Origin of the sequence: Nonomuraea sp. NPDC049695 (assembly GCF_040674955.1) — a bacterium.
Classification (GTDB): Bacteria; Actinomycetota; Actinomycetes; order Streptosporangiales; family Streptosporangiaceae; genus Nonomuraea; species Nonomuraea helvata.
In genome coordinates this window covers 20854-32379 of record NZ_JBFANV010000005.1, presented here as the reverse complement: position 1 = coordinate 32379, position 11526 = coordinate 20854, and the positions used below count along the sequence as shown (strand labels likewise).

Below are 11526 nucleotides of genomic sequence, written 5' to 3'. Positions count from 1 at the left end.
AGCCGACGTTTCGGCAGCAAGCCGTACCAGACCTAGATAAGCTCATCGGCCATGACCGGTCGTCCCCTGAACGAAGTCGTCGAAGCCGGATGGGCGCGCGCGCTCGAGCCCGTCGCCGAGCGGATAGCCGAGATGGGCGAGTTCCTGCGTAAGGAAATCGCCGAAGGCAGGCAGTACCTGCCCTCGGGGGCGCACGTGCTGCGCGCTTTCAACCAGCCCTTCGACGACGTCAAGGTGCTGATCGTGGGCCAGGACCCCTACCCCACGCCCGGCCACCCGGTCGGCCTGTCCTTCTCGGTGGCCCCCGACGTGCGGCCGCTGCCGGGCAGCCTGCTCAACATCTACAAGGAGATGGAGGCCGACCTCGGCCTCCCCCGCCCCTCCAACGGCGACCTGACGCCGTGGGCCGAGCAGGGCGTCCTGCTGCTCAACAGGGTCCTCACCGTGATGCCCGGCAAGCCCGCCTCCCACCGGGGCAAGGGCTGGGAGCAGGTCACCGAGCAGGCCATCCACGCGCTCGTGGCCCGCAACAAGCCGATGGTCGCCATCCTCTGGGGCCGCGACGCGCGCAACCTGGCGCCCATGCTCGGCGACATCCCCCGCATCGAGTCCGCCCACCCCTCCCCGCTCTCGGCCCGCAGCGGCTTCTTCGGCTCGCGCCCGTTCAGCCGGGCCAACGAGCTGCTCATTCAGCAGGGCACCACCCCTGTCGAGTGGAAGCTGCCCTAAAGTCGTCGCCATGAGTGATGAACCGAAGTTCCTGCGCCTCACGGTCGAGCTGACCGTCGAGGTGCTCGACGTTGACACGCTGCAGGCGGCGGCACTGGCCGAGATCAGGCATCCCGAGGCGGACCTCACCGAAGAGGAGCGCACCGAGCAGGCCGAGCTGGTCGCATCGGACGAGACCGGCGCCTCGGCGCTGCAGTGGCTGATCGAGCCCGACCACGTGCTGCAGCTCGTCGACCACATCACCGAGATCGAGCCGCGCGAGGCGGTGCTCGGGGTGGAGCCGTCGGAGGGGCCGAGCGAGGAAGACGAAGAAGAGCACGACCACGCATGACGTACCGCGGCAGCCACGGCGTTCGCCGACGTCGTGGCTTTTCGCGGGGCTTCGCAGCCGATAGCTCGCTAAGATCGAAAGCCTCCGGGCAGGCCGCAAGGGGGCAGCAGTGATCGTCGCATTCTCCATCACCCCGCTGGGCGTCGGCGAAGGGGTCGCCGAGCCTGTCGCCCGCGCCGTCAAGGTGGTCCGCGACAGCGGGCTGCCCAACCGTACGGACGCGATGTTCACCACGATCGAGGGTGAGTGGGACGAGGTCATGGACGTCGTCAAGCGCGCGGTGGACGCGGTGGCGGAGGTCGCGCCCCGGGTCAGCCTGGTGCTCAAGGCCGACCTCCGTGCGGGGGTCACGGACGGGATGACCAGCAAACTCGAGTCCCTGGAACGCCACCTCTCCTCCTGACCCGCGTCGCTTCAGCAGCACCGCGCTCCGCCTCGGTGCGCGGTCGCCGCATCTGTACGCCCGCGACGATCCGCGCTCCCATGCCCCGGACAGGCCTCCGCGCTCCCGCGCCCCGGACAGGTCGCATGCCCGGATAGGTCGCATGCCCCGGGACAGGCCTCCGCGCTCCCGTGCCTGGATGGGCCATGTCCGGCACGGCCACTATCCCTCTGCAGCCGCCTTTCCTTACCCGCACCCTCAGCCTCCAAATCGAGATATGTCTTGACTGGCTCTCGAGACGCGACATATCGTGTCGCTTGGCCGCAAACGCGATACTACGCGTTCCCGGAGGTGGAGAAGCATGGAACAAGAGCGGGTCCCCGTCCTGGTGGTGGGCGGCGGTTACGCGGGTCTGAGCACGGCGATGCTCCTGGCCTGGCGCGACGTACCGGTCATGCTGGTGGAGAGGCATCCGAGCACCTCGATCCAGCCGAAGGCGTTCGGCGTCGGCCCACGAGCCGTCGAGCTGCTGCGTCCCGTACCCGGCATAGAGCAGGAGCTCAGCGAGATCTGGGCGGGCATCGGCGAGAACATGCGCATGGCGATCGCCAAGAGCCTCGCCGACCCGGAACCTCACATGATCATGAACAGCCAGAGCGAGGACACGGCTTTCCTGGCCGACGTCACGCCCGTCACGCAGGTGGGCGCGCCGCAGGCCGAGATCGAGCGGCTGCTGCGGTTCAAGGCCGAGGAGCTGGGTGCCGACCTGCGCTTCTCGACCGAGCTGGTCTCTCTGGAGCAGGACGACGACGGGGTGACGGCGCTCATCCGCGACGCGAGCGGGGAGCACCTCGTGCGGGCCGACTACGTGGTGGCCGCCGACGGCTACCGCAGCCCGCTCCGGAGCCTCCTGAACGTGCCCACCTCAGGCAAGGGCGAGCTGGGCCAGATGTGCTCGATCATGTTCGACGCCGATCTGACCGGGCTGGTGCGCGAGCGCGAGGTCACGCTCTGGTACCTGCAGAACGACGTCTTCACCGGCGTGATCGTGACCGGCACCGGGGTGGGGGCGCACGTGCTGGGGGTCAACTACGCCGAGGGCGAAAACGATGCGGACTTCACCGACGAACGCTGCCTGGAGCTGGTACGGATCGCGGTCGGCCGGCCCGATCTGGACGTCCGGGTGCTGGACAGGGCCTTCTTCGCCATGGCGCACGTGCTGGCCGACACGTACCGCGTGGGCCGGGTCTTCTTCGCCGGGGACGCGGCCCACACCATGCCGCCCACGGGCGGGCAGGGCGGCAGCACCGCGCTCCAGGACGGCTGCGACCTCGCCTGGCGTCTCTGGCTGGTCGTCACGGGCCAGGCCGGCCCCGCCTTCCTCGACACGTACGACGCCGAGCGCCGCCCCGTCGGCACCCTGACGGCCGACGCCCAGCTCGCCAACCTCGGCGCACGCATGCCTCCCGCGGCCCGGGTCGGATACCCGGAGCCCCTGGACGACCCCTTCGGCGCCATCATCGGCTTGCGCTACCACTCCACGGCCATCCTCGACGAACCCGGCGACGACGGCTCGATCCTGGAGGATCCCCGCGTACCGAACGGACGCCCTGGCAGCCGCGCTCCTCACGTGATCCTCGACTGGGAGGGGCAGCGCATCTCGACCATCGACCTGTTCGGCTCCGGTTTCGTGCTGCTGGCCGACCGGGAGGGGGGCCAGGTCTGGACGGACGCGGGGCGCGTGGTCAAGGAACGGCTCGGGATACAGCTCACGCGGGTGGTGGTGGATGAGGAGCTGATGGACGTGGAGGGGCGCTTCCGGGAGCGGTACGGCGTCAACGGGGGCGGCGCCGTACTGGTCCGGCCGGACGGCTACGTGGCCTGGCGCTCCGCCGGCCCCGACGCCAGCCCGGCAGAGACCCTGGAACACGTCCTGAGGCAGGTCCTCAGCCGCTGATCCCTCGGCTTCACGCCTCGATATCCGGTTCGGGGAGGGCCACGGCACGTCCACCCGACCCCAACCGGATTTGTGGCTCCTCCGCCCGCCCCCAACCAGAGGCGCGCCCTCGGGCCGCCACCCGGCTCAGGCGAGGAGCACTTCCTCCCGGCGGGTCCGCAGCCGGTGACGCAGTCGCTCAAGCTCGTGGCAACGCTCCCCCAGCCGCTCGACCAGGCCACGGACGGCGTCCGTCCCCTCGACGCCGGCCTCCACCATCATGCCGAGCGCCTGCACCTTCCTGACGAACTCGCCCATCACCTCGTCACCGCGCAGGACCGCGACCCCGGCCGCCCTGGCACCTTCCCAAGCAGGCAGCTCGACGTCCAGCTCGGCCAGCAGCCGCCCGATCTCCAGCAGCTCAGCACCCCGAGGATCGGCCGACAGGGCCAGCCGCCGCTCCTCACGCGCCAGCAGCTCCTCGTAGATGTCCCGCGCCGGCCCCACCTCGGCCAGCTCCCGGTCCACCTCCGCGAGGAGCATCCGGTACGCCGCCAGCCTCGCCTCCTCGACGGCCACCTGCTCCGGATCCCATATGTCGACCGCTTCGAGCCCCTGCCGCGCCTCACGCACCAGACCGGCGATGACCGCGCGACGCCCGCGCAGCTCCTCCCACCTGTGAGCCCGCTCCCGGGCCGTAGGCAGATCTTCATCGATCATCTCAAACGGGATCACGACACTTGGACGGTCGGACGCCCCATTTTGGTTCAGGACAATCAGGTATTTTTCTGAATAAATCGTGCCATATCGGTCACAACTGCATCATCTGTAACGAGACGGCGGTCCTCCGGCACTTGCTCGCCCAGAGACACCGCCCATCGCGTTGAGCACGCCGGACAGGAGCGAACCTCGGCCCTGCCGGCAAACCTCTCGATGAGCGCTGTCCCACCGTCGGCGTCAGGCCGCGATGCCAGGGACCGCTGCCATCGCCGGCGTCCGCGCCGGGTCCACCAGCCTCAGCGGCGGGTGGATGGCGGTCTGGGTGGCGCAGAGCCAGTCGTTCAACGAGCCGGGGAAGCCGGAAGGCGGGCCCACCTTGAGGCAGGTGATCTGGCCGGTGCCCGGCGCAGGGCCGATCTTCAGGCGGCGGATGGTGCCGGTGCGGCCCAGCTCGCCCAGCTCCGCGTCGTACGGCGTCAGCCGGACGCCGAAGGGCAGGCTCCCGTCCGGCTGGTCCGAGGCGGGGATGTGGAGGAAGTCGTCGATCTCGCGTTCGGTGGCGTCCGGGTGGGCGGTGACGTAGGCCAGGTGGTCGGTGACCAGGCGGTGGGCCACTGTGCGCAGGAGGCTGGTCGCGCAGAGGTTGTGGGCGCAGCCGGCGCCGTCGAGGGTGATCTCCGGGAGGGCGAAGCGGCGCAGCCCTCGGGACGTGACGCGGAGGCAGTCGCAGGCGCCCGTGTCCGCCGGGTCCCACGGTGGGCAGGTCGCGGCGTCGTGAACCTGGACGTCCCAGGACAGCCAGTCGTCGTCGAGGCGGAAGTCCGTGGGCTCGCCCGCGCAGCTGCCGCAGGTGAGGATGGTGGAACCCGTCAGCGGATCGAGGAGCAGGCCGTCGCATGCGCGGGCCAGGGCGCGGGCGGCCGCTCTCGCGGCCTGGACGACGGCGGGGAGCCGGTGCGGGGGCGCGGTCGTGGCGAACACCACGTGCTGCCTGGTGCGCCGCAAGCGGCGTCTCTCGTCGTCCGTGAGGGTGGCCGCCGTCGGTTTCCAAGGTGTCCGATGGTGGGTCACCGTCAGGACTCCGCTGCCCAGGGCGCTGATCGCGGCCCTCCTGTAGGGCCCGCCGATCCGCCAGGGCACGAACGACTCCACGTCGAACAGCAACTGCTCCATGGCCACGATGAAGAGGGACGTGAGCGTGGCGGGCAAAGGAAGGATGATCTTCATAGGTGAGTGCGCTCCATGCGTCGAAGAGGAGTCGGCGAGGCACTCAGGATCATCGGTGATCGGGCGTTGCGCGGGTGGAGCAGAGCGGGATTCTGTGGACGGCAGCCGGCCTGTGCACCACCCCTGTGGACAACAGAGGCGTCCCCGTCAGGTTCGGCAGATGGCCATGGACTGCGCAGGGAGGCGCAGCTTCTTCCCGTCCGCCGCCACCGGCTCGTCCGAGGCCAGCAGCACCATCTCCGGCGACACCGCCACCGGCACCGTGACCGACTCCAGCGCGAAGTTCACGGCCACGGCCAGCGAGCCCCGCCACATCAGCAGCCACTTCTCCAGCGGATCCACCTCCACCCGGACCCGGTCCAGCCGCGGATCCGACAGTTCGGGCAGCGCCTTGCGCAGTGCGATCAGGTCGCGGTACCAGCACAGCACCGACCAGTGCGCCTCCTCCTTGGCCTCGCTCCAGTCGAGTTTCGACCGCAGGAACGTCTCCTCGTCCGAGGGATCGGGCGCGTCCCACACGTACCCGAACCCGTCGAACTCGCGCGATCGCCGCGCGCCCTCGCTCTCGCGGAGCGCGGGCTCCACGTGGTCGGAGAAGAACAGGAACGGCGTGCGCGCCGCCCACTCCTCCCCCATGAAGAGCATCGGCGTGAACGGCGAGGTCAGCAGCAGCCCGGCCCCCAGCTTGAGCGCCGGGACGGGCAGCCGATCGCCCTTGGGGCGGTTGCCGATCTGGTCGTGGTTCTGGACGCAGGCCACCAGTCGGTGCCCGGGCACGCCCACGAAGGAGCGGCCATGGGCGCGGCCGCGGAAGGTCGAATAGGTCCCGTCGTGCAGCACGCCCGAGGTCAGCACCTTGGCCAGCGCCGACAGCGGGGCGAAGTCCGCGTAGTAGCCGTGCGACTCCCCGCTCACCGCGCAGTGCAGGGCATGGTGGACGTCGTCGTCCCACTGAGCGGTCATGCCCAGTCCGTCGGCCTCCAGCGAGCGCACCATGCGCGGGTCGTTCAGGTCGGACTCGGCGATCAGCGACAGGGGGCGGCCGACCGAGCAGGCCAGCGCGTCCACCTCCTCCGACAGCTCCGCCAGCAGGTGCCTGGCGCGGCTGTCGTGCAGCGCGTGCACGGCGTCCAGCCGCAGCCCGTCGATGTGGTAGTCGCGCAGCCACTGCACGGCGTTGCCGACGAAGTACCGCCGCACCTCGTCGGAGTCCGGCCCGTCCAGATTGACGGCATCGCCCCAATAACTGCCCTTGAACCCGGCGAAGTAGGGGCCGAACGGGTGCAGGAAGTTCCCCGAGGGCCCCAGGTGGTTGTAGACGACGTCCAGGATGACCCCGATCCCGGCCCGATGGCACGCGTCCACGAACGACTTGAGCCCGTCAGGCCCCCCGTACGTCTCGTTCACCGCGTACAGATCCACGCCGTCATACCCCCAGTTGCGCCCGCCTGGCACGGGCGCGACCGGCATGACCTCCACGAAGTCGACGCAGAGCTCCACGAGGTGCGGCAGCTTCTCGATGGCCGCCGAGAACGTCCCCTCCGACGTGAACGTCCCCACGTGCAGCTCGTAGATCACGGCTCCCCGCAGGTCGCGGCCCTTCCACTCGTGGTCGGACCAGGTGAAGCGGGCGTGGTCGTACACGGCGCTGGGCCCGAAGATCCCCTCCGGCTGCCGCCGCGACCTGGGATCCGGGTACGGCCCGTCGCCGTCCACCAGGTACGCGTACCGTGTGCCGTGCGAGGCCCCCGCCACCGCGACCGACCACCAGCCCTCCTCCCCGCGCGACAGCGCGTGACGGTCGTCCCCGAGGGACAGCTCGACGGACGTGGCCTTCGGTGCCCAGACCTCAAAGATCATGTCTCTCCAGAAGTGAGACGGGATACTGACTGAGCAGGTGCGCGAGCGGGATGCGCCCCGTGTGCAGGCCGCCGGTGAGCAGGTCCCGCCACGTCCCGGCGGGGAGCGTCAGGGACGTGGAGCCCCATCCCGACCGGGCGAGCCGCACCGGCAGCCGGGTGGCGACCGCGACGGCCCGCGGCCGGTCGCCCCTGGCGAAGGCGATCACGTGCTCCGCGGACGGCCCCTCCGCCCACAGCGGCCGGTACGGCGCAGCGCCCCCGAGGCGGCGGCGCAGGCGCAGCGCCTGCGTCGTCACCAGCAGCTTGGCCGCGTCCCACGAGCTCTCCGGTTTACGGGGGTACGTCACAGGCCGCCGGTTGTCCGGATCGACCAGCGAGAAGTCGGTGGTCTCGTTGCCCTGGTACACATCGGGCACTCCAGGCATCATGAGCTGCACGAGCTTGGCTCCGAGCGAGTTCGACATCGCGAAGGGCTCGATGCGCGAGGTGAACTCGCCCACCGGCAGCCGCACGGCCGCCTCCGCGAACTCCCGCAAGCCTCGCTCATAGGACGGATCCGGATTTATCCAGGAAATGGCGGTCTTGGCCTCCCGCGCCGCCTTGAGCAGGTAGTCCGTGAACCGCTCGACCGAGATCGGCCAGGCCGCCATGAGGTTCTGCCACGCCAGGTAGTCCAGCGCGGGATCGAAGCGCACCGAGGACGACCACGACGACACCGCGGCGGCCCACTCCTCGGGCATCTCCGACAGCACCGACAGCCGGGCGCGCACGTCCTCCGACCGTTTCGTGTCATGCGTGGACAGCGTGGTCATCGTGTACGGCCGCAGCTCCGCACAGAAGTCGTGGAACTCCTCCACCGCCACTCCGAACGCATCCGGCTCCCCACCCACCTCGTTGAGGCACGCCAGCGGATACCACCGGTAGAGCGCCGTGTCCTCCACGCCCTTGGCCATGACCGGGCCGCACGCCTGCTGGAAGCGTACGATCGCCTCGGCGGAGCCGTACAGGACCTCGCGGGCGAGCGGCAGCACGGCGGGCGAGCACGCCTCGGCGGCCAGCTCGACGATCTCGACGGACTCGGGCGGCGGCGGCTCGCCCGGCACCACGTACGCGCGGTAGACCGGCATCGCGGCGAGCAGCTCGCGCACGGCGGCCGGGTCCTTGCAGGCGGCGTCGGCGAGGCGGCCGACCTCCGCGCCGAAGAACAGGTCGATGACCTCCCGCTTGGCCTGCGCCATCACGGGCCGGTACTCGGGAGGCTGCCCCGTCATGTCCGCAAAAAGCTGGACAAGGGGAGATTTCCCGGCGGGATCCACGAACAGGCCGTTGACGCGGTTGAGCACGTCGTAGCCGGTGGTGCCGTCGCAGGCCCAGTCGCCCGGCAGCCGCTCGGGCCCGATGAGGATCTTCTCCACCACGGTCCACGTCTCGCCCGCCCTGGCGCGCAGCCGTTCGAGGTAGCCCCGCGGGTCGGCCAGCCCGTCGGGGTGATCGACGCGCAGCCCGTCCACCAGCCCCTCGTCGAGCAGCCAGAAGATCACCTCATGCGTGGCGAACAGCACGGACGGATCCTCGACCCGTAGCCCTATTAACGACGACACGTCGAAGAAGCGCCGGTAGCCGGGACCCTCGCGCCAGTCGGCCAGCCGGTAGTGGCCGGGGTAGGGGTAGGCGTGGTCGTGGTAGCGCAGCACGTCGCCGTCCACGTACGGGTCCGTGTCGTCCCAGAGCACGGGCAGGGCGACCTTCCCCTCGGACCAGTCGATGTCGAACCAGTTCGCGTACGGCGAGGCGGGCCCGTCCTTGAGTACCGACCAGAACTGCGCGTTGACCGTGTTCATGTGGTTGGGCACGATGTCCACCACGACGCCCAGGTCATGGGCGGCGAGCTGCTGCGCCATCTCCCTGAACCCCGTCGCCCCGCCGAACTCCTCCCTGATCCTGGAGTGGTCGATGACGTCGTAGCCGTGCCGCGACTCGGGCGTGGACTGCAGGATCGGCGACAGGTAGACGTGGCTGACGCCGAGGTCGCGCAGGTAGCCGGCGAGCTCGGCCACCTGCGCGAAGCCGAAGTCGGGGGTCAGCTGCACCCGGTAGGTGGAGGAGGGCCTAGACACGACGCAGCACCTGCACGCTCCGCCCGGGCACCTCGATGGCGTCGCCGCCGCGGCAGGTGCGCGCGTCCAGCTTGATCGGCATTGCGGTGTCGATCTCGGTCAGCCACATCTCGCCGTAGTCCTTGGGGATCGTGAACTTGATGGTGTCGTGGTGGGCGTTGAACAGCAGCAGGAACGAGTCATCCCTGATCGGGCGGCCGCGACGGTCCGGCTCGGTGATGGCGTCGCCGTTGAGGAAGACGGCCAGGGACTTGGCGTATCCGACGGTCCAGTCGCTGTCGGTCATCTCCTCCCCTGACGGGGTGAGCCACGCGATGTCGTTCAGGCCGCGTACCGGCTTGCCGTAGAAGAAGCGCCTGCGGCGGAAGACCGGATGTCTCTTGCGCAGCTCGGCCAGGCTCTGGGTGAACTCCAGCAGCAGCCAGTTCTCGCGCACGTCCGACCAGTCGACCCAGGTCAGCTCGTTGTCCTGGCAGTAGCCGTTGTTGTTGCCCTTCTGCGTGCGGCCCAGCTCGTCGCCGTGGGAGAGCATCGGCACGCCCTGCGACAGGAAGAGCGTGGTGAGGAAGTTGCGTTTCTGCTGCTCGCGCAGCGACTCCACGGCGTCGCCCGCCGGGCCCTCCTCGCCGCAGTTCCAGGACCGGTTGTCGTCGGTGCCGTCGCGGTTGCCCTCCTTGTTGGCCTCGTTGTGCTTGACGTTGTACGAGACGAGGTCCTGCAGGGTGAAGCCGTCGTGGCAGGTGACGAAGTTGATCGAGGCGGCGGGGCGGCGGCTGTCGTCCTGGTAGAGGTCGCTCGACCCGGTGAACCTGGAGCCGAACTCCGGCAACGTGGCCGCCTGCCCGCGCCACAGGTCGCGGATGGTGTCGCGGTAGCGCCCGTTCCACTCCGTCCACCGGGACGGGAAGTTTCCGACCTGGTAGCCGCCCGGCCCGACGTCCCACGGCTCGGCGATCAGCTTGACCTGCGACAGGACCGGGTCCTGCTGCACCAGGTCGAAGAACGAGCTCAGCCGGTCGACCTCGTGCAGCTCCCTGGCCAGCGTCGAGGCCAGGTCGAAGCGGAACCCGTCGACGTGCATCTCGATGACCCAGTAACGCAAGGAGTCCATGATCATCTGCAGCACGTGCGGCGAGCGCATGAGCAGGCTGTTGCCCGTGCCCGTGGTGTCCATGTAGTAGCGCTCGTCGTTCTCGACCAGCCGGTAGTAGTTGAGGTTGTCGATCCCCCTGAGCCCCAGCGTCGGCCCGAGGTGGTTGCCCTCGGCGGTGTGGTTGTAGACGACGTCGAGGATGACCTCGATGCCGGCCTCGTGCAGCGCCCTGACCATGGCCTTGAACTCCAGCACCTGCCTGCCGCGCTGCCCCTGGCTGGAGTAGCGGTTGTGCGGCGCGAAGAACCCGATCGAGTTGTAGCCCCAGTAGTTGGACAGCCCGCGCTGCTCCAGGATGTGGTCGGTGACGAACTGGTGCACCGGCATGAGCTCCAGCGCCGTCACGCCGAGCTTGGTGAGGTGGTCGAGGATCTCGGGGTGGCCGAGCGCCGCGTACGTGCCGCGCAGGTGCTTGGGGATCTTGGGGTGGCTGATCGTCAGGCCCCGCACGTGGGCCTCGTAGATCACGGTGTCGTGGTACGGCGTCGCGGGCGGCCGGTCGTGCCCCCAGCCGAAGAACGGGTTGATCACGACGGAGCGCGGCACGTACGGAGCCGAGTCCATGTCGTTGCGCGTGTCGGGCTGGCCGAACCGGTAGCCGTAGACCGCCTCGTTCCAGCTCACGTCGCCCTCGATGGCCATGGCGTACGGGTCGAGCAGCAGCTTGTTCGCGTTGCACCGCAGGCCGTGGGCCGGGTCATAGGGCCCGTGGATCCGGTAGCCGTAGCGCTGTCCCGGCCCGATCCCCGGCAGGTAGCCGTGCCAGATGAACCCGTCGACCTCGGTCAGCGGCACCCTCGACTCGAGGTTGTCCTCGTCGAACAGGCACAGCTCCACCGCGTCCGCGACCTCGGTGTAGAGCGAGAAGTTCGTGCCCGCGCCGTCGTAGGTCGCCCCGAGGGGATAGGGGTCACCCGGCCAGATCTCGATCATCGAGGCTCCCTTGCGGTCTCTCCCCATGTTCCGTTCCCCCGCTCAACCCGACAAGCCGCTTTGTTCCTTCCACCGACGCCACGTCGTTACTCCAGTTGAACGGGGTGAGCAGCCCGAGCATGGTTTGCCGCGCCCG

The 11526-nt window shown here is 69.6% G+C and carries 9 protein-coding genes; 4 read left to right on the top strand and 5 right to left on the bottom strand.

Going from position 1 to position 11526, the window contains the following annotated elements; all coding sequences use genetic code 11:
- Nucleotides 1-51 precede the first annotated feature (51 nt).
- From AB0J64_RS06280 to AB0J64_RS06265, 4 genes are all read left to right on the top strand, one after another.
- Nucleotides 52-729 (top strand): uracil-DNA glycosylase, encoded by a 678-nt coding sequence (locus AB0J64_RS06280; protein WP_364021502.1) that lies wholly within the window; start codon nucleotides 52-54, stop codon nucleotides 727-729.
- A gap of 10 nt (nucleotides 730-739) precedes the next feature.
- Nucleotides 740-1060 carry a hypothetical protein gene (locus AB0J64_RS06275; protein WP_364021499.1) on the top strand — a complete coding sequence of 107 codons (321 nt, stop codon included), beginning with the start codon at nucleotides 740-742 and terminating at the stop codon, nucleotides 1058-1060.
- A gap of 109 nt (nucleotides 1061-1169) precedes the next feature.
- A complete protein-coding gene (locus tag AB0J64_RS06270) occupies nucleotides 1170-1463 on the top strand; it encodes an MTH1187 family thiamine-binding protein (RefSeq protein ID WP_344987131.1) in 294 nt (97 codons plus the stop codon).
- 340 nt (nucleotides 1464-1803) lie between these two features.
- Nucleotides 1804-3399: an FAD-dependent monooxygenase gene (locus AB0J64_RS06265; RefSeq protein WP_364021495.1), complete on the top strand. Its 1596-nt coding sequence runs from the start codon at nucleotides 1804-1806 to the stop codon at nucleotides 3397-3399.
- Between the two features lie 126 nt (nucleotides 3400-3525).
- Here AB0J64_RS06265 and AB0J64_RS06260 read toward each other — a convergent pair whose 3' ends face one another.
- From AB0J64_RS06260 to glgX, 5 genes are all read right to left on the bottom strand, one after another.
- Nucleotides 3526-4098 (bottom strand): hypothetical protein, encoded by a 573-nt coding sequence (locus AB0J64_RS06260; RefSeq protein ID WP_364021492.1) that lies wholly within the window; start codon nucleotides 4096-4098, stop codon nucleotides 3526-3528.
- A 237-nt stretch (nucleotides 4099-4335) separates the two neighbouring features.
- Nucleotides 4336-5325 carry a hypothetical protein gene (locus AB0J64_RS06255; RefSeq protein WP_364021489.1) on the bottom strand — a complete coding sequence of 330 codons (990 nt, stop codon included), beginning with the start codon at nucleotides 5323-5325 and terminating at the stop codon, nucleotides 4336-4338.
- A 147-nt stretch (nucleotides 5326-5472) separates the two neighbouring features.
- Entirely contained in the window at nucleotides 5473-7185 is a 1713-nt protein-coding gene (gene treZ / locus AB0J64_RS06250) for a malto-oligosyltrehalose trehalohydrolase (RefSeq protein ID WP_364021486.1), read from the bottom strand.
- Nucleotides 7175-9304: a malto-oligosyltrehalose synthase gene (gene treY, locus AB0J64_RS06245; RefSeq protein WP_364021483.1), complete on the bottom strand. Its 2130-nt coding sequence runs from the start codon at nucleotides 9302-9304 to the stop codon at nucleotides 7175-7177. Before treY ends, treZ begins: the two co-directional genes overlap by 11 nt.
- The gene (glgX, locus tag AB0J64_RS06240) at nucleotides 9297-11390 is read right to left on the bottom strand and encodes a glycogen debranching protein GlgX (protein WP_364021480.1); all 2094 of its coding nucleotides are present in this window, start codon (nucleotides 11388-11390) and stop codon (nucleotides 9297-9299) included. The genes treY and glgX overlap by 8 nt, the downstream gene beginning before the upstream one ends.
- Nucleotides 11391-11526 lie beyond the last annotated feature (136 nt).

Coding starts and splice junctions, on each gene's coding strand:
- AB0J64_RS06280 (WP_364021502.1), top strand. CDS start 52: ATGACCGGTCGTCCCCTGAACGAAGTCGTCGAAGCCGGATGGGCGCGC.
- AB0J64_RS06275 (WP_364021499.1), top strand. CDS start 740: ATGAGTGATGAACCGAAGTTCCTGCGCCTCACGGTCGAGCTGACCGTC.
- glgX (WP_364021480.1), bottom strand. CDS start 11,390: ATGATCGAGATCTGGCCGGGTGACCCCTATCCCCTCGGGGCGACCTAC.
- AB0J64_RS06255 (WP_364021489.1), bottom strand. CDS start 5,325: ATGAAGATCATCCTTCCTTTGCCCGCCACGCTCACGTCCCTCTTCATC.
- AB0J64_RS06265 (WP_364021495.1), top strand. CDS start 1,804: ATGGAACAAGAGCGGGTCCCCGTCCTGGTGGTGGGCGGCGGTTACGCG.
- AB0J64_RS06260 (WP_364021492.1), bottom strand. CDS start 4,098: ATGATCGATGAAGATCTGCCTACGGCCCGGGAGCGGGCTCACAGGTGG.
- treZ (WP_364021486.1), bottom strand. CDS start 7,185: ATGATCTTTGAGGTCTGGGCACCGAAGGCCACGTCCGTCGAGCTGTCC.